Annotated in this window: 15 protein-coding genes; 10 read left to right on the top strand and 5 right to left on the bottom strand. The window is 73.2% G+C overall.

The features are described 5' to 3' along the window. The first annotated feature begins 206 nt into the window (after positions 1 to 206). Positions 207 to 1673, top strand: a complete 1467-nt coding sequence (locus IH48_RS0107380) for a polysaccharide pyruvyl transferase family protein (protein ID WP_030900765.1) — start codon at positions 207 to 209, stop codon at positions 1671 to 1673. Between the two features lie 90 nt (positions 1674 to 1763). Here IH48_RS0107380 and IH48_RS0107375 read toward each other — a convergent pair whose 3' ends face one another. The 4 genes from IH48_RS0107375 to IH48_RS0107360 form a co-directional block, all read right to left on the bottom strand. Then, on the bottom strand, positions 1764 to 3176 hold the full coding sequence (locus tag IH48_RS0107375; RefSeq protein WP_107059259.1) for a rhamnulokinase: 1413 nt from the start codon (positions 3174 to 3176) through the stop codon (positions 1764 to 1766). Positions 3177 to 3388: 212 nt separating this feature from the next. Further along, positions 3389 to 5443, bottom strand: coding sequence for a bifunctional rhamnulose-1-phosphate aldolase/short-chain dehydrogenase (locus IH48_RS0107370; protein WP_051839325.1), 2055 nt, complete (start codon positions 5441 to 5443; stop codon positions 3389 to 3391). Positions 5444 to 5581: 138 nt separating this feature from the next. After that, positions 5582 to 5974, bottom strand: a complete 393-nt coding sequence (locus IH48_RS0107365) for a VOC family protein (protein ID WP_037841227.1) — start codon at positions 5972 to 5974, stop codon at positions 5582 to 5584. A 105-nt stretch (positions 5975 to 6079) separates the two neighbouring features. Next, positions 6080 to 6778: a GntR family transcriptional regulator gene (locus tag IH48_RS0107360; protein WP_234434166.1), complete on the bottom strand. Its 699-nt coding sequence runs from the start codon at positions 6776 to 6778 to the stop codon at positions 6080 to 6082. A gap of 144 nt (positions 6779 to 6922) precedes the next feature. Here IH48_RS0107360 and IH48_RS0107355 point away from each other — a divergent pair, with 144 nt between their 5' ends. The 6 genes from IH48_RS0107355 (at position 6923) to IH48_RS0107330 (ending at position 12437) form a co-directional block, all read left to right on the top strand. Further along, complete coding sequence (locus IH48_RS0107355) at positions 6923 to 8410, top strand: MFS transporter (protein ID WP_078849539.1); 1488 nt, start codon at positions 6923 to 6925, stop codon at positions 8408 to 8410. A 71-nt stretch (positions 8411 to 8481) separates the two neighbouring features. After that, entirely contained in the window at positions 8482 to 9696 is a 1215-nt protein-coding gene (gene manD / locus IH48_RS0107350; protein WP_030900751.1) for a D-mannonate dehydratase ManD, read from the top strand. Between the two features lie 5 nt (positions 9697 to 9701). After that, positions 9702 to 11105: a mannitol dehydrogenase family protein gene (locus tag IH48_RS0107345; RefSeq protein WP_030900749.1), complete on the top strand. Its 1404-nt coding sequence runs from the start codon at positions 9702 to 9704 to the stop codon at positions 11103 to 11105. A 121-nt stretch (positions 11106 to 11226) separates the two neighbouring features. Continuing rightward, positions 11227 to 11478 carry a hypothetical protein gene (locus tag IH48_RS0107340; RefSeq protein ID WP_030900746.1) on the top strand — a complete coding sequence of 84 codons (252 nt, stop codon included), beginning with the start codon at positions 11227 to 11229 and terminating at the stop codon, positions 11476 to 11478. A gap of 53 nt (positions 11479 to 11531) precedes the next feature. Beyond that, a complete protein-coding gene (locus tag IH48_RS0107335) occupies positions 11532 to 11888 on the top strand; it encodes a helix-turn-helix domain-containing protein (protein ID WP_107059261.1) in 357 nt (118 codons plus the stop codon). A gap of 117 nt (positions 11889 to 12005) precedes the next feature. Continuing rightward, positions 12006 to 12437, top strand: coding sequence for a DUF2267 domain-containing protein (locus tag IH48_RS0107330; RefSeq protein WP_030900742.1), 432 nt, complete (start codon positions 12006 to 12008; stop codon positions 12435 to 12437). Positions 12438 to 12753: 316 nt separating this feature from the next. Here the strand turns inward: IH48_RS0107330 and IH48_RS0107325 are convergent, their stop codons facing one another. Further along, positions 12754 to 13431 (bottom strand): haloacid dehalogenase type II, encoded by a 678-nt coding sequence (locus IH48_RS0107325; protein ID WP_030900740.1) that lies wholly within the window; start codon positions 13429 to 13431, stop codon positions 12754 to 12756. A 206-nt stretch (positions 13432 to 13637) separates the two neighbouring features. Here IH48_RS0107325 and uraD point away from each other — a divergent pair, with 206 nt between their 5' ends. The 3 genes from uraD to IH48_RS0107310 all read left to right on the top strand — a co-directional run bounded on the left by uraD (position 13638) and on the right by IH48_RS0107310 (position 17049). Then, positions 13638 to 14507, top strand: a complete 870-nt coding sequence (gene uraD, locus IH48_RS34845) for a 2-oxo-4-hydroxy-4-carboxy-5-ureidoimidazoline decarboxylase (protein WP_078849538.1) — start codon at positions 13638 to 13640, stop codon at positions 14505 to 14507. Between the two features lie 3 nt (positions 14508 to 14510). Further along, the gene (pucL, locus tag IH48_RS0107315; RefSeq protein WP_030900735.1) at positions 14511 to 15413 is read left to right on the top strand and encodes a factor-independent urate hydroxylase; all 903 of its coding nucleotides are present in this window, start codon (positions 14511 to 14513) and stop codon (positions 15411 to 15413) included. Between the two features lie 259 nt (positions 15414 to 15672). After that, a complete protein-coding gene (locus tag IH48_RS0107310) occupies positions 15673 to 17049 on the top strand; it encodes an 8-oxoguanine deaminase (RefSeq protein ID WP_030900732.1) in 1377 nt (458 codons plus the stop codon). The last annotated feature ends 100 nt before the right edge of the window (positions 17050 to 17149 follow it).

Below are 17149 nucleotides of genomic sequence, written 5' to 3'. Positions count from 1 at the left end.
CGCGGGCCCCGGATGCGTCTTTGATCGAATGCGTTCCGCGCCCCGGTCTTTCCTTGCGATCCCTTCACTCCTGCTTTACGTCCCGATAGGCTCTCCCTCGCTCGGGCGACCCGAAAGCGAACACATGGACGGTCGTGCGGGTCGCGCGCGCGTCCGGCGGGGGCCTGTCCGCACGCCGCCGTCACCGCACGCCCCCAGGGAACGTCGTGAAGCGCATATTGATCCGGTCGGGCAAGAGTCCCTTGGTGGCGGCCGCCCCGACGGAGTTCGTCCATCGGGACCTCATCGGCACCAACACGGGAAACCTGCTGTTCAGCGACTCGGCCCACAAGATGCTGAGCCTGCCGGACACGGAAGTGGTCTCGAACGGCATACGCACCGACCCGTCGGCGCGCCGGGCAGCCGAGATCAACGAGCAGTACGACGTGTTCGTGGTGCCCCTCGCCAACGCCTTCCGGCCGACGTTCCGCGCGTCATTGGACCGGCTGTCCACGCTCATCGAGCAACTGACCATCCCCGTGGTCGTGTTCGGTGTCGGTGCCCAGGCGCCGGCCGACTACGACACCGCGTGGCTGAAGCCGATGGAGGACTCGGTCAGGCGCTTCGTCTCCGCCGTCCTCGACCGCTCCTCCTCCATCGGAGTGCGCGGGGAACTCACGGCCGACTACCTCAAGGGCCTCGGCTACGGCGACGTCGACATCATCGGCTGCCCGTCGATGTTCCTGCACGGGCCCGACTTCCCCGACGTCCGCGCCGTGGAACTCACCCCCGACTCGCCCGTCGCGCTGAACCTCTCGCCCGACGCGGTGCCCGTCGGCGACATCGCGGGCATCGCGCGGCACGCGTGGGATCGCTACCCGCGCCTCATGTACTACGCGCAGAACACCACCGACGCCGAGCTGCTGCTGTGGGGCGACACCACCCCCGAGTCGGGCCGGCAGGACGACTTCCCGCTGCACCTCAGCCACGCCCTGCTGCGGGAGAACAAGGTCCGCATGCCCCTCGACCCGGCGACCTGGATCAGCGAACTGCGCTCCTACGACTTCGCGTACGGAACCCGCATCCACGGCAATGTCGCCGCGCTGCTCGCCGGGACCCCGAGCGTCGTCCTCACGCACGACTCCCGGACACTCGAGCTGTGCCGGTACTTCGACATCCCGCACCGCCCGCTGACCGAACTCGCCGCGGACACCGACCCGCGCGACCTGTACGAGAGCGCGGACTTCTCGGGGATCGCGAAGGGGCACGCCGCCAGGTTCGAGCGCGTCGTCGCCTTCCTCGACCGCAACGGCCTGCGCAACACCTACACCCACGGCGATGGGGGAGCCGCCTTCGACGCCCGGCTCGCCTTGCTGGACCTGCCCGAGTCGATGCAGGTCTGGGACGGTTCCGACGACGGCCGGATGCGCTACCGGATGAGCCGGCTGCGCGAGCAGGTCGCCGCCGCGGGCGCCACGGCACGCTCCCACGCTCGGGAGGCCGAGCGGCTGCGGGGCCGGCTGGCCGACGCAGAGAAGCGGGCGGCCGCGGCGGCGGACGAACTCGACGGCGTGCGCAGGCAACTCGCCGCGGTGGAACGCCGGCTGGGCGGCGTCGAGAAGAGGGTGCTCGTACGCATCGGGCCCGCCCTGCGCCGTCGCGCGAGGAAGGTCACCGGCGGGGGCAAGGGGTGAACGCCGCGGCGGGCGCGCCCGCGTGACGGCCGCGCCGCCCCGTCCGCCACGTGGCGGACGGGCCGCGGAAGGAGCCGCATCGGCGCAGGATCAGCGCAGGCCGACGCGGGCCGCCGCGGCCGCCCATGCGCTCTCCGTGCCCGAGGGCTCGTAGCGGCGCAGCCGCTCGCCCGCCGCCACCAGCGCCCGCATCTCGGGCACGTCACCGACCAGGCCGTACGCCCGCGCCTGCACCAGGACGTTGCCCAGCGCCGTCGCCTCCGTCGGGCCCGCCACCACCGGCAGGCCCGTGGCGTCGGCCGTCAGGCGGCACAGCAGCTCGTTGCGGCTGCCGCCGCCCACCAGGTGCACCACCCGCACGTCGCGGCCCGCCAGCTCTGCCGCGGTCCGCAGCGTCGCCCGGTGGGCGAGCGCCAGCGACTCCAGGATGCAGCGCACCACCGCCCCCGGCTCGCGCGGCGCCCGCTGGCCCGTGCGCACGCAGTACGCGGCGATCCGTGCCGGCATGTCGCCCGGCGGCAGGAACGAGGGGTCGTCGGGGTCCACCAGCGCGGCGAACGGCTTCGCGGCCGCCGCCTCGTCGAGCAGCGGACCGAGCTGTGACGGCAGGCCCTGGGACCGCCACGTGCGCAGCGACTCCGTCAGCAGCCACAGCCCCATGATGTTGCGCAGGAAGCGGATCGAGCCGTCGATGCCCCGCTCGTTGGTGAAGTTCGCCGCCCTGGCACGCTCGTCGATGACGGGCGCCGCCAGTTCGAGCCCCGCGAGCGACCAGGTCCCGCAGGAGACGTAGGCGAAGCCGGCCTCCGCCGCGGGCACGGCGACCACAGCCGATGCCGTGTCGTGCGAGGCCACGGTCGTTACCGGTGTGCCCCCGGGCAGCCCGGTCGCCTCGGCCGCCTCGGGCCGCAGGGTCCCCGCGCGGTCGCCGGGGAAGCGCAGCGGCGGCAGCAGGCCGCGCGGGATGCCCAGCCGGTCGAGCACGGTGTGCGACCACACCGCCTCGCGTGCGTCGAACAGGCCCGTCGTGGACGCGTTCGTCGCCTCGGCGCCGACGCTGCCCGTCAGCCAGTACGTCAGCAGGTCGGGGATCATGAGCAGGGTCCGTGCGAGACCCCACTGCGGCGAGCTCCCCTCCGCCGCGAGCTGGAACACCGTGTTGAACGGCAGGTGCTGCAGCCCGGTGATCCCGTACAGCTTCTTCGCGGGAAGCACCCGCTCAAGACGGTCGGCGACCCCCTCTGTCCTGGTGTCCCGGTAGTGGAACGGGTTGCCGAGCAGCCGCCCGGACGCGTCGAGCAGCCCGTAGTCCACGGCCCAGCTGTCGATGCCCACCGACACCACGCGTGCCGAACGCGCCGCCTGAGCGAGGCCGTCGAGCACGTCCCCGTACAGCCCCAGCACGTCCCACCGCAGCCCGTCGGGCAGGCGCACCGGCCGGTTGGCGAACCGGTGCACCTCCGTCAGCCGCAGCCCGCCCGCCGCGCTCAGCCGGCCCACCATCACCCGGCCGCTCGTCGCGCCCAGATCGACCGCCGCGAAGGCGGGCAGCCGGCCGGCCGACGCGTCCGACGCGTGTGTTGGGGACGGGGAACGGGGGGCGGAGCCTGGCACGGTTGACCTCGGGACGCTCTCACGGCCCGGGACGGCTTGGTGTCCGGGGCCTGCGGTGGCAGGGAAGCGGGTGCCCCGCGGGGCGGGGGACGGGGTGCGCGTCAGCGCAGGAACGCCGCCGCCACGCCCGCGTCCACCGGCACGTGCAGCCCCGTCGTGTGCGTCAGGTCCCCGCCCGTCAGTGCGAACACCGCGTTCGCCACGTGCTCGGGGAGCACCTCACGCTTCAGCAGCGTCCGCTGCGCGTAGAACTCGCCGAGCTTCTCCTCCGGCACCCCGTACACCGCGGCTCGCTGCGCGCCCCAGCCGCCCGCGAAGATGCCAGAGCCCCTGACCACACCGTCGGGATTGACGCCGTTGACCCGGATGCCCCGCTCACCCAACTCGGCCGCGAGGAGCCGGACCTGGTGCGCCTGGTCCGCCTTCGTCGCCGAGTAGGCGATGTTGTTGGGCCCGGCGAACACACCGTTCTTCGACACGATGTAGACGATGTCGCCGCCCATCGCCTGCTCGGTCATCACCCGCGCCGCCTCGCGCGAGACCAGGAACGACCCGCGCGCCATGATGTCGTGCTGGAGGTCCCAGTCGCGCGCGCTCGTCTCCAGCAGCGGCTTGGAGATCGAGATGCCCGCGTTGTTGACGACCAGGTCGACGCCGCCGAACGCGAGCACGCCCTCGCGGAAAGCGGCCGCGATCTGCTCCTCGTCCGTCACGTCCACCGTCACGGCGACGGCCTTGTCCGGGCCGCCCAGCGCCTTGGCGACCGTAGCCGCGCTCTCCCCGTCGAGGTCCGCGACCACCACGCAGGCGCCCTCTGCCACCAGCCGCTGCGCCACCGCCCTGCCGATGCCGGAACCCGCGCCCGTCACCACAGCGACGCGCGTGGCGAGCGGCTTCGGCGCCGGCATCCGCCGCAGCTTGGCCTCCTCAAGCGCCCAGTACTCGATGCGGAACTTCTCCGACTCCTCGATCGGCCGGTACGTGGAGACCGCCTCGGCGCCCCGCATCACATTGATCGCGTTGAGGTAGAACTCGCCCGCCACGCGCGCCGTCTGCTTGTCCTTGCCGTAGGAGAACATGCCGACGCCCGGCACCAGCACGATCGCCGGGTCCGCGCCCCGCATCGCGGGGGAGCCGGCATCGGCGTGGCGCTCGTAGTAGGCGGCGTACTCGGCGCGGTACTCCTCGTGCAGCTCTTTCAGCCGCGCGGCGGCCTCCTCCAGCGGGACGGACGGGGGCAGGTCGAGCACCATCGGCCGCACCTTGGTGCGCAGGAAGTGGTCGGGGCAGGACGTGCCGAGCGCGGCGAGGCGCGGGTGCTCCGTGCGTGCCAGGAAGTCCAGCACGGGCTCCGCGTCGGTGAAGTGCCCCACCTGCGGCCGGTCCGTGGACGCGAGCCCCCGCAGCAGCGGCGCCAGCGCGGCGGCGCGCGCCCGCCGCTCGCCGGCGGGCAGCGCCCCGTATCCGGCGATCGGCGGGCCGAACGGCTCCGGCCTGCCGCGCTCGGCGAGGAACCGCTCCGCCTCCTGGATGATCCGCAGCGAGTTCGCCTCGCACTCCTGCGAGGTTCCGCCCCACGCCGTGATGCCGTGCCCGCCGAGCACGCACCCGATCGCCTGCGGATTCGCCTCCTTCACCGCGGCGATGTCCAGGCCGAGCTGGAAGCCCGGCCTGCGCCAGTCCACCCACACCACGCGGTCGCCGAAGCAATCGCGCGTCAGCTCCTCGCCGTCGGCCGCGCAGGCGAGCGCGATGCCCGAGTCCGGGTGCAGGTGGTCGATGTGCGGGGCGTCCACCAGGCCGTGCATGGCGGTGTCGATCGATGGGGCGGCGCCGCCCCTGCCGTGCAGGCAGTAGTCGAACGCCGCGACCATCTCGTCCTCGCGCTCCACGCCCGGGTACACCCCGGTCAGCGCACGCAGCCGGTCGAGCCGCAGCACCGCGAGACCCTGCTCGGTCAGCGTGCCGAGGTCGCCGCCCGAGCCCTTGACCCACATCAGCTCGGTCTCGCCACCGGTCACCGGGTCGCGTTCCGTTCCCTTCGCCGAGGTGTTGCCGCCCGCGTAGTTGGTGTTGCGGGGGTCGGCCCCCAGGCGGTTGGAGCGCGAGAGCAGCGCTGCCTTCACGTCGGTGGCGTCGGGCTGGGCGTCGGGCATGTCTTCCACTCCTGGGCGGTGACGAGATGCGCGATGATGTGATGAATCGATTCAGGTGGACCGTAGGCGTCCTGGCTCGCGACTGTCAAGGTACGCGCAACGGGAGTTGAAACATTTCATCCCGCCCGTGCCGTGGCGTCACCCCTGGGCGTCGAGGTCCTGCGGGTACCAGCGCAGCTCCACCGTGTTGCCGTCGGGGTCGCCCACGTAGACCGACTGGGCGCTGCCGCGTGCGCCGAACCGCGTGACCGGCCCTTCGAGGACGGTGAACACCCCGGAGTCGATGACCTCCTGCCACTCCAGGGGCTCCACCACGAGGCAGATGTGGTCCACGTTCGACCCGCCGCGCGGACCGGCCGTCAGGTCGATGATGGTCGAGGCGGTCACCCGCACGGACGGGAACGGCACCTCGCCCCTGCGCCACTGTTCGACCCGTACGGGTTCGAGGCCGAGCGGCCCGCAGTAGAAGGCGAGTGAACGCTCGACGTCCGAGACGTTGAGCACCAGGTGGTCGAACTCCTTGACGCGCACGGCGATCGGTCCTCCTCGGGCCCCACGGCCCGTTCGGGGGCGTGTTCTCCTGTGCGGGACCGTAGCAAGCCGCCGGGCGCCGCGCCCGCCCGGCGCGGCGGGGGACTAGCGGGCGGCGGGCCGTCTGCGGGGCCTCGGCGACTCCCCGTCCTGCGTGAACAGCTCCGGGTGCCGGCCGCGGATCTTCTCCACATCGCTGAAGACCAGTCGCAGGTGCTCGCGCAGCGACTCCTCCGCCGCCGTCAGGTCCGCGGCCTCCAGCAGGTCCACCACCGCCGTGTGCTGGCCGATCAGCAGCGGCAGTTGCTGCGTCAGCGGCAGCGAAAGCCGCCGTGCCCGGTCGAGTTGGGCCTTGGCCTGCGCGACGACCGGCCACGCGGACGCGTGGCCGCCGACCGCCATCAGCCGGGCGTGGAAGTCCTCGTCGAGACGGAAGAACCCGTCCATGTCGCCGTCCTCGGCGGCGTCCCCCTGCGCGCGCAGCAGCCGCCGAAGGTCGGTCAGGTCGCGCGGGGAGGTGCGGCCCGCGGCGCCCCGCAGGGCCGCGCACTCCAGAGCCTCGCGCACGAACTGCGCCGAGGCGATGTCGGCCGGCCTGATCCGGGACACGAAGGTGCCGAGCTGCGGGTACACGTCCACCAGGCCCTCGTCGCCCAGCAGGATCAGGCTCTCGCGCACCGGTGTGCGCGAGACGCCGAGTTCGGCCGCGAGATCGTTCTCCGAGAGCGCCGAGCCCGGTTCGAGGTCGAGCCGGATGATGCGCGCGCGAATCTGTTCGTGCACCTGCTGCCGGGTGCTGGCCACGGACTCCCCTTCCACTTCCGACGAAACCGACGTCCCCGGACGCTATCGCGCCCGGGCCGGAGCACGGACCCTTGACCCCGGCCACTGCCGTACTTGTATGGTAGCCGACAACGCATCGACGGCGAAGGGCTCAAGGACGCAGGTATGAGCGACCCCGGCACACCGTCCCCAGCCGCCTCGGGGGACAACACGGCAGCGCACCGCCCCGGCGGTCACGGCACGGCAGAGCGGACCGCCGACGAATACGCCACGCGGACGGCAGGCGCGGCGGCGGACGCGGGCCTCGCGCCGCGGGCGCTGCGCCGGGTCGTGGCGGCATCCGTCGTCGGCACGATCGCCGAGTACTACGATTTCTTCATCTACGGCACGGCGTCCGCGCTCGCCTTCGGCAAGATCTTCTTCCCGGACGTGGACCCCGCGCTCGGCACCCTCGCCTCGTTCTCCACGTACGCCGTCGGCTTCTTCAGCCGACCGCTGGGCGGCCTGGTGTGGGGAGTGGTCGGCGACCGCGTCGGCCGCAAACGCGCCCTCGTCCTCACCCTGCTGCTGACCGGGCTCGGCACCTTCGCCGTCGGCTGCCTGCCCACCTACCACCAGATCGGCATCTGGGCCGCCGTCATCCTGGTGTTCGTCCGGCTCATCCAGGGCTTCGGCGTGGGCGGCGAGCAGGGCGGCGCCGTCCTGCTGACCGCGGAGGCCGCACCCAGGGCCAGGCGCGGCGCGTGGGCCAGCCTCGTACAACTCGGCTCGCCCGCCGCCTACCTCATCCCGACGGCCCTGTTCGCGGTACTCGACGGGAACCTGTCCGACAGCGCGTTCCTGTCCTGGGGCTGGCGCGTCCCGTTCTGGCTGAGCGCCGTCGTGGTCGTCGTGGGCCTGCTCGTGCGCAGCCGCATCCAGGAGTCGGACACCTTCCGCGCCGTCAAGAAGGAGGACCGGCAGCGGCGGCCACCCTCCCCGCTGCGCGCCCTCTTCGCGCACCACCGGCGCGAACTCGTCGGAGGACTGTTCGCGAAGTTCGCCGAGGCGGCCGTCTTCCCCTTCTACACGGTCTTCCTGGTGAGTTACGCGGATTCGCTGCACCACGACACCGGGACGGTCCTGACCGCGGTGATCATCGCGGTCTGCTGCGAGCTGGTGGCGCTGCCCCTGCTCGGCGCGCTCACCGACCGGGTCGGCAGGCGGCCGGTGTTCCTGGCCGCCGCCGTGCTGAACCTGGTCCTCGTGGTGCCCGCGTTCGAAGCGGTGCGCTCCTCGAACACCATCGTGATCGTCGCGGCGCTGATCGCGGGACTCGCGCTCGGCCACGCCGGCACGTACGCACCGCAGGCGGCCTACTTCCCCGAGCTGTTCCCGTCGTCGGCCCGCTACAGCGGGGTCTCGCTGGTCTGGCAGTTCGGCTCCATGATCGCGAGCGGTCCGTTCACCGTGGTCGCCGCGGCCCTCCTGATCGCGGGTCACGGCTCCTACGGATGGGACGTCCTCTACGTCTGCGGCCTGATCGCCGTGAGTATCGTCGCCCTGTGCCTGCTGCCCGAGACCGCACCGCGCACGCTCGGCGGCCGGGAGTACGCGCACTGGCCGCGCACCGGCACGGCGGCCACGGCCCCGCCACCCGGGGACGGCGCCTGACCGCCGCGCGCCGTCCGCGCCACCCACATCTGCGCACCATCCGCACCACTGAGGAAAAGAGGGGCCGCTCCATGGCCACCATCACCGCCGCCGAGGTGTTCGTCACCTCACCGGGACGCAACTTCGTCACGCTGCGGATCACCACGTCCGACGGCGTCACGGGGCTCGGCGACGCCACGCTCAACGGCAGGGAGCTGTCGGTCGCCTCGTACCTGCGCGACCACCTCGTGCCGCTGCTGATCGGCCGCGACCCCGCCCGCATCGAGGACATGTGGCACTACCTCTACAAGGGCGCCTACTGGCGGCGCGGCCCCGTCACCATGACCGCGATCGCCGCCGTCGACACCGCGCTGTGGGACATCAAGGGGAAGGTCGCGGGGATGCCCGTCTACGACCTGCTCGGCGGCCTCGCCCGGGACGGCGCCCTGGTCTACGGCCACGCCAGCGGCGAGGACACGGCCGAACTCCTCGACGACGTCGCCAGGTTCAAGGACCTCGGCTTCCGTGCGATCCGCGCCCAGGCCGCGGTGCCGGGATCGCCCGGCAGCTACGGTGTGCGGCACGGGGACGGGCAGGGCTACGAGCCCGCCGCCACCTCCCTGCCCGACGAGCAGATGTGGCACACCGAGGACTACCTCGACTTCGCGCCCCGCTACCTCACCGCCGTGCGCGAACGGTTCGGCTTCGGCTTCCACCTCCTGCACGACGTGCACCACCGGCTCACGCCCACCGAGGCGGGACAGCTCGGCCACCGCCTCGAAGACCTCCGGATGTTCTGGATGGAGGACCCCGCGCCCGCCGAACTCCAGGACAACTTCCGGCAGGTGCGTGCCGCCACCCGCATCCCGATCGCGGTCGGCGAGGTCTTCAACTCCATCTGGGACTGCCGGCAGCTGATCTCCGAGCGGCTGATCGACTACATCCGCGCCTCCGTCGTGCACGCGGGCGGCATCACCCACCTGCGGCGGATCTTCCATCTCGCCGAACTCCACCAGGTGCGCACCGGCTCGCACGGCGCCACCGACCTGTCGCCCGTCAGCATGTCCGCCGCCGTCCACCTCGACGTCACGGTGCCGAACTTCGGCATCCAGGAGTACATGGCGCACGACCCGCTCGCCTTCGAGGTGTTCACGTCCGGTTACACCTACCGGGACGGCGCGCTGTACCCGTCGGACGCACCCGGCCTCGGCGTCGAGTTCGACGAGAAGGCCGCCGAGCGCTTCCCGTACGACGCCAGGTACCTGCCGGTCAGCCGCCGCCGCGACGGCTCCGTGCACGACTGGTGAGCGCGATGACCGGCCTGTCGAACGCGGCCGTCGCCGCCCTGCCCCACGCGGCGCGCCCCGCGCCACGCGCAGGCGGCCGCAGGCCCCGCATCGTCCACCTGGGCCTCGGTGCCTTCCACCGCGCCCACCAGGCCCTGTACACCGAGGCCGCGGGGGAGGACTGGGGGATCGCCGGGGTCGCCCAGCACAGCCGTACCGTCCTCGACGCGCTGCGCGCCCAGGACAACCTGTACTCGGTCACCTTCCGCGACCCCGAGGACCCCGCCACCCGGGTGTCTGGCGCGCTCGCCGAGACCCTGCATGCCACGGCGGACGCCGGACGGCTGCGCGAGTTGCTCGCCGCACCCGGCACCGCCGTCGTCACCACCACCGTCACGGAGAAGGGCTACCGCAGGGATCCGGCGGGCGGCGGCCTCGACCTCACCGACCCGCTGATCGCGGCCGACCTCGCGGCCGACCCGGCGAGCGGCGCACACGCCACCCCGGTCGGGCAGCTGGCGGCGGGACTGCGCGCCCGGCTGCGTGGGCCGGGAGCCCCGATAACGGTGGTGTGCTGCGACAACATGGCCGGCAACGGCCCCGTACTGGCCCGCCTCGTAGCGGAGTTCGCCGCCGCGACGGCCTGGCCCGAGCGCGACGCCCTGCTGTCGTGGCTGGCGAGCGGCGCGGTGTCGTTCCCCGCCACCGTCGTCGACCGCATCGTGCCCGCCACCACCGAAAGCGACCTCGCCACCGCGGCACGCGCTCTCGGCGTGCGTGACGCCGCCGCCGTCAGCTGCGAGCCGTACACGCAGTGGGTGATCGAGGACCGGTTCGCCGGCGCGCGCCCCCACTGGGAGGCCGGCGGCGCCGAGTTCGTCGCCGATGTGACGCCGTACCAGCTCACCAAACTGCGGCTGCTGAACGGCGCGCACTCGCTCCTCGCCCACCTGGGCCTGCGCGACGGCCGCACGACGGTGGCCGACGCGCTCGCCACCGGCTGGGGGGAGGCCGCGGTGCGCACGCTGTGCGCGGAGGTCGCACCCACACTGCCCCGCGCGCCGGGCCTCGACGTCCCCGCATACGTGGACACCCTGATCGAGCGGTTCACCAACCCGGCGGTGCACCACCGGCTCGGCCAGGTCGCCACCGACAGCTCGCTCAAGATCCCCGAACGCTGGCTGGCACCCGTGCGCGAACTGCGCGCCGCCGGGCGCGAGACGCCGTACCTGGCGCGTGCACTCGCCGTCTGGGCGGCGGCGAGCCGGGACGGCCTGCCGTACGCCGACCCGGCCGCCGCGCGGCTGCACGGGGCCTGGCGGGCGCGGAGGCCGGCGGACGCGGTCAGGGCGCTGCTCGCCCTGCTCGGCGCGCAGGACCTGGCGGCGGACGACGCCCTCGTCGCGGAGGTCGCCGACCGGCTGCCGTAGGAGCGGGCGTCCACCCCACGCTGCCGAGAGGCGTCCCCGTCACGCGACGGGCCCGCGGGCCCGTTAGAGTCAGCACACGACGATGGGAAGCCACAGGTCACAGCGATTCCGTGGGGGCGTAGTGCGGCTGAGGGTGGAGTACACGACGGAGCCCTTCGACCTGGAGGAGGCGCCGCGCCACGCGGTCGTCGCCCGGGAGGTCGTCGCGGGCGCCCGGCTCGACGCGTTCGACGTGGGCCCGTTCGGCAACACGGCGGAGGGCCGCGCCGACGAGGTGCTGGCGGCGGTCGCCAAGCTGCTCGGCGAGTCGCTCGACGCGGGTGCGACGCGGGTATCCGTGCAGGTCAGCGTGGTCGCGGAGGACGACAGGTGAGCGAGGCTCCCGACCACCCGCTGGTGGCCGCCGTGCGTCCCCTGGTGGACGCGATGGGCGGCGAGATCCTGCCGGCCGGCGCCGCGGGCGACGACGACGTCGTGCTGTCCTGGGAGGGGCGGGGAGTGCTGGCCGTGCGCCTGCCCCAGCTGGCGGACTCGCTCGACCACATCCTCGCCGCACTGGAGCGCGCCCACGGGATGCCGCTCGCCGACCTGGACCGCAAGACGAAGCAGTCGGTGGTGCGCGGCCTTGAGGCCCGTGGCGCGTTCTCCGTGCGGCACGGCGTGGAGACGGTCGCGAGCGCGCTCGGCGTCAGCCGGTTCACCGTCTACAACTACATCAACTACGCGGCGGAACAGCGGGCGAAGGAGCAGGCCGACGGCGGGGCAACGGCCCGGGACCGCTGACCCCTTCCCGTACGCCCCTGCTCCGTTTGCGGCCCGCCGCCGCGGTTACCCGACCTCCACGGCGGACGCGCGCGCCCGCCCTCCCGGTCCTCTCGGACAGGAAGAAAGGGGCACGGGATGCGGTACGACGAACTGATCGGCCAGGTCCAGGCGGGCGCGGAACTCCCGGACCGCGGCTCGGCCGCACGCGCGGTGCGCGCCGTCCTGGCCACCTTGGCGGAACGGCTTCCCGACGGCACGGCCCGCCACCTCTTCGCCCAGCTCCCCGCCGACCTCGTGGCCCTCGTGGAGGGCCCTGAGCCGCCGGAGTCGGCCGACGCACCGGGTGGCGGCGCGGCGGCGGAGCGGTTCGACCTGCCGACGTTCAGCGGGCGCGTCGCCTGGCGGGGCGGGGTCTCCGAGGACGTCGCGGTGCGCTACGTGAGCGCCGTCTTCGAGGTGCTGGACGCGGCCGTGTCGCCCGACCTCATGAAGAAGGTGGCCGACGCGCTTCCCCGCGACATCGGGCGGCTGCTGCCCACCGCCCGCGTGGGCGACCCTCCGGAGTGAGACGCCCTGCCCCACCCGTGCCCGCCCCGTCCCGACGTTTCGCGTCTGTGGCATCTCCGCAAGGGGCTCAGCACACCTGGGTGAAGGCCCACGACGCCGCTGTGGACGAGTATGCGCTGAAGCACACGTACGAGAAGGCCGGCGACCACTGGGAACGCAAGGAGGCCGACCGCAGCCGACCGCAAGGGAACCTCCGACCCGCGGTCCGCGAAGCCGCGGCAGCAGGGCGGCAGGAGCGCAAGGACGAGCTGCTCGGCGCCGTGCGCAGGGCAACCGGTGAAGACCCGCGAGGCCCGCGGCTGACACCGCGGCGGGTTCAGGCGCCGGTGAGCCGCGTCGCCAGGTCCGTGAGGTCCGCGGCCGTGTACGTGGCGGGCGTCATGTACCGCGGGTAGTCCGTCGCGGTGCGGCGCAGCCAGGCGCCCGCGAGTCCGGCGCGGCGGGCTCCGTCGATGTCCCAGGGGTGCACGGCGACCAGCATGACCTGCCCGGCCGGCACTCCGGCCCGGCGCAGGGCGTGGTGGTACGCCGCACGGGCGGGCTTCCACGCGCGCGGGCCCTGCACGTCGAGCAGGGCCTCGAACCGGTCGCGCAGCCCGGCGCCCGCGAGCAGCGCCTCCGTGGACGAGGCCGCGCCGTTCGTCATCGTCATCAGCCGGAACCCGTGGTCGTGCAGGCGGCGCACGCCGTCAGGCACGTCCGGGTGCACGCTCAAAGAGCCGAAGCCGTCCACGATGTGGCGTGCCGCGTCCTGCGCGCGTACCGGATCCCACACCTCGAGCAGCCGCAGCCGCAGTTCCTCCGCCGCGACGTCCGCGAACTCGGCGAAGCCGCCCGCGCACGTCAGCGCGAACCCCTCCCGCAGGACCGCGGCGAACCACCCGCGCAGCAGTTCGGGCGGGGCGCCGGTCTCCTCGATCCGCGTGTCCAGACCCGTCAGGTCGCTCAGGGTCTCGTTCACGTCGAAGACGATCACCTCGGGGTTCAGCGGCACGGCTACTCCCTTCCCGGGCGGTGGCGGCGCGGCGGTGGCAGCGCCCGCGCGTACACGCACGGGAGAACGAATGCACCGGGCGGCCGGGGATCAAACCACTCGCCGCAGGACCACCGGGCCGATCCGATTTTTCAACAAACTGTTGACGTGCTCTTCCGGAAGGCGTTAGCTGAGCGGAGCCGGTCCAGTACTGCCAGGAGGCCTCGGTGACGTCCCCTCTCGCCCGTTTCAACGCCGCGTCCGCACCCGAAGCGCTCGACGCGCTGCGCGAGGTGTGCGCCGGTTCCACCTGGGGCGGACGCCTGGTCTCCCGGCGGCCGTACGCCTCACTCGACGCGCTGCTCGACGCGTCCGACGCCGCCACCGCGGCGCTCGACGACAGCGGACTCGACGAGGCCATGGCCGGCCACCCGCCGATCGGCCGGCCCGCGCCCGGCGACCCGGTCTCCGCCCGCGAACAGCGCGGCATGGCCGGCGCCTCCGACGCGCTCAGGGAGGAACTCGTCGAGCTGAACCTGGCCTACCAGGAGAGGTTCGGGCACGTCTTCCTCATCTGCGCCACCGGCGCGAGCGCACAGCACATGCGGGACGCGCTCGCCGAGCGCCTCTCCCACACCGCCGGGCAGGAGCGCGCCATCGCGCGCACCGAACTCGGCAGGATCAACCGCATCCGGCTCACGCGCCTGATGGCCGCGCCCGCCGCCTCCGTCTCCACGCACGTACTCGACACCAGCGCGGGCCGCCCCGCGGCGGGCGTGCCCGTCGCCCTGGCCGCCCGCGCGGGCGCCAAGGACCCGTGGACCGAGCTCGGCGGGTCCGCCACCGACGCGGACGGCCGGTGCAAGGACCTCCCGGCCCTGCCGGACGACACCACGCAGGTGCGCCTCGTCTTCGACACCGGGGCCCACCTCGCCACCACCACACCAGCCGATCCACAGCAGGACGCCCCCGCGCTCCGGGACAGCGTCGCGTTCTTCCCCGAGGTGACGGTGGCCTTCGCCGTCACGCCGGGGGAGCACTACCACGTGCCGCTGCTGCTCAACCCGTTCGGCTACTCCGTTTACCGAGGGAGCTAGCAGATGTCCACCACACGCCTGGGCCAGAACCAGTACGGCAAGGCCGAGTGCCGCGTCGTGAAGATCGTCCGCGACGGCACCACCCACCACATCAAGGACCTCAACGTCTCCGTCGCCCTCTCCGGCGAGATGGAGGAGGTCCACTACTCCGGCTCCAATGCCAACGTGCTGCCGACCGACACCACGAAGAACACCGTGTACGCCTTCGCCAAGGAGCACGGCATCGCGTCGGCCGAGGAGTTCGCCGCGCTGCTCGCCCGGCACTTCGTCACCAGCCAGGAGCAGATCCACCGCGCCCGCATCCGCGTCGAGGAGTACGGCTGGGACCGCATCGGCGGCCCAGGGCACTCCTTCGTGCGCACGGGTCAGGAGACCAGGCTCGCGCAGGTCGCCTTCGACGGGGAGGAGTACGAGGTCCACGCCGGCCTCAAGGACCTGACCGTCCTCAACTCGACCGACTCGGAGTTCTGGGGCTACGCCAAGGACAAGTACACGACGCTCCCCGAGACCCACGACCGCATCCTCGCCACCGACGTATCCGCCCGCTGGCGGTACGGCTGGACCGGCTCGGGCGACGCGCCCGACTGGGAGGCCGCCTACGCCCGCGCGAAGGGCGACATACTCCAGGCGTTCGCCGAGACCTACTCGCTCTCGCTCCAGCAGACCATGTTCCGGATGGGCACCCGCGTCATCGAACAGGGCCCGGAGATCGACGAGATCCGCTTCTCGCTCCCCAACAACCACCACTTCCTCGTCGACATGGAGCCCTTCGGCCTCAAGAACGAGGCGGACGCGCCCGACGGCCCCGTCTACTTCGCCGCCGACCGCCCGTACGGGCTCATCGAGGCGACGATCCTGCGGGACGGCGCGCAGCAGCTGATCCCGCTGGACACGACTCTCCTGTGACCGCTTCCCGGCCGCGCGCCCGCGCCGGCCGGGGAAGCAGCAGCACGGCACGACCCTCGACGCACGCGCCGGCGTCGCCCCCACCACGGGGGCCACGAGGGAGAGCGGGGGCATCTGCGCACCCCTGAAGCGCTGCCGCCCCTCCGCCGGCCGGGCGGGGGAGCGGCAGCGCACCGCGGACTCGGTCGTCACCCCGCTCGGCCCCCGGGTCCGTACGCTTCAGGGCCGGCAAGGCCCACCACAGGGAAGAGGAACCGCCATGGCGGCTTCGCGCATCGTCATCGAGAACTGCGCCATCGCGACCGTCGACGCACACGACACCGAGTACCCCTCGGGCCACGTCGTCGTCGCAGGCAACCGCATCGAGTCCGTGGGCCCCGGACCCGCTCCGGCCGGGCTCGACGGCGTGGCACGGCGGGTCGACGGCAGCGGGCACCTGCTCACGCCCGGCCTCGTCAACACCCACCACCACTTCTACCAGTGGATCACCCGCGGCCTCGCGACGGACAGCAACCTCTTCGACTGGCTGGTCGCCCTCTACCCGACCTGGGCACGCATCGACGAGCCGATGGTGCGCGCCGCCGCCCAGGGCTCGCTCGCGATGATGGCGCGCGGCGGCGTCACCACCGCCACCGACCACCACTACGTGTATCCGCGCGGCGCCGGCGACCTGTCGGGCGCCGTCATCGGGGCCGCCACCGAGACCGGCGTGCGCTTCACCCTCGCACGCGGCTCCATGGACCGCGGCGCGTCCGACGGCGGGCTGCCGCCGGACTTCGCCGTCGAGACGCTCGACGAGGCGCTCGCCGCGACCGAGGAGACCGTGGACCGCTACCACGACGCGTCGCCCGGCGCGATGACGCAGGTCGCCGTCGCGCCCTGCTCACCCTTCTCGATCTCCACCGAACTACTCAAGCAGGGCGCCGAGCTGGCGCGCCGCAAGGGGGTGCGGCTGCACACGCACGGCAGCGAGACCAGAGAGGAGGAGCAGTTCTGCAAGGAGCTGTTCGGGATGGGCCCCACCGACTACTTCGAGTCCACGGGCTGGCTCGGCTCCGATGTGTGGATGGCCCACTGCGTCCACATGAACGACTCGGACATCGCCGCGTTCGGCCGTACCGGCACGGGCGTCGCCCACTGCCCGTCCTCCAACGCCAGGCTCGCCGCCGGCATCGCGCGCGTGCCCGACATGCTGGCCGCCGGCGTGCCGGTCGGCCTCGGCGTGGACGGCACCGCCTCCAACGAGTCGGGTGAGCTCCACACCGAACTGCGCAACGCCCTCCTGATCAACCGCCTCGGCGCGCACCGCGAGGCCGCGCTCACGGCACGTCAGGCGCTCAGGCTCGGCACGTACGGCGGCGCCCGGGTGCTCGGCAGGGAGAGCGAGATCGGCTCGGTCGAGGCGGGCAAGCTCGCGGACCTCGTGCTGTGGCGGATGGACACCCTCGCGCACTCGTCCATCGCCGACCCGGTCGCGGCCCTCGTGCTCGGCGCGGCGGCGCCGATCACCCTCTCCCTCGTCGACGGCCTGTCCGTGGTCGAGGACGGGCGCCTGACCCGGGTGGACGAGGACGCGGTCGCCCGCTCGGCGCGTGCCGAGGCGCAGCGCCTCGCCCGGCTCGCGGCGGAGGCGTAGGCAGCCGCGTCAGGGACTCCGGCCGAGGGGGACGGCCCTCGGCCGGCGCGGGGGCCCGAGCAGGGCTCGCCGCGGGCCGGCCGGGAGCAGCGCGACGCGT

The organism is Streptomyces sp. NRRL F-5126, assembly GCF_000721265.1.
Lineage (GTDB): Bacteria > Actinomycetota > Actinomycetes > Streptomycetales > Streptomycetaceae > Streptomyces.
Note: the sequence above shows the minus strand (reverse complement) of the source record. Positions and strands in the feature narration are given on the sequence as shown.

Excerpts from the sequence above, each read along its gene's own strand:
- IH48_RS0107335 (WP_107059261.1), top strand. The coding sequence starts at position 11,532 with ATGGGCGGCGAGATCCTGCCGGCCGGCGCCGCGGGCGACGACGACGTC.
- IH48_RS0107355 (WP_078849539.1), top strand. The coding sequence starts at position 6,923 with ATGAGCGACCCCGGCACACCGTCCCCAGCCGCCTCGGGGGACAACACG.
- manD (WP_030900751.1), top strand. The coding sequence starts at position 8,482 with ATGGCCACCATCACCGCCGCCGAGGTGTTCGTCACCTCACCGGGACGC.
- IH48_RS0107345 (WP_030900749.1), top strand. The coding sequence starts at position 9,702 with ATGACCGGCCTGTCGAACGCGGCCGTCGCCGCCCTGCCCCACGCGGCG.
- IH48_RS0107370 (WP_051839325.1), bottom strand. The coding sequence starts at position 5,443 with ATGCCCGACGCCCAGCCCGACGCCACCGACGTGAAGGCAGCGCTGCTC.
- IH48_RS0107310 (WP_030900732.1), top strand. The coding sequence starts at position 15,673 with ATGGCGGCTTCGCGCATCGTCATCGAGAACTGCGCCATCGCGACCGTC.
- pucL (WP_030900735.1), top strand. The coding sequence starts at position 14,511 with ATGTCCACCACACGCCTGGGCCAGAACCAGTACGGCAAGGCCGAGTGC.
- IH48_RS0107375 (WP_107059259.1), bottom strand. The coding sequence starts at position 3,176 with ATGGTGGGCCGGCTGAGCGCGGCGGGCGGGCTGCGGCTGACGGAGGTG.
- IH48_RS0107330 (WP_030900742.1), top strand. The coding sequence starts at position 12,006 with ATGCGGTACGACGAACTGATCGGCCAGGTCCAGGCGGGCGCGGAACTC.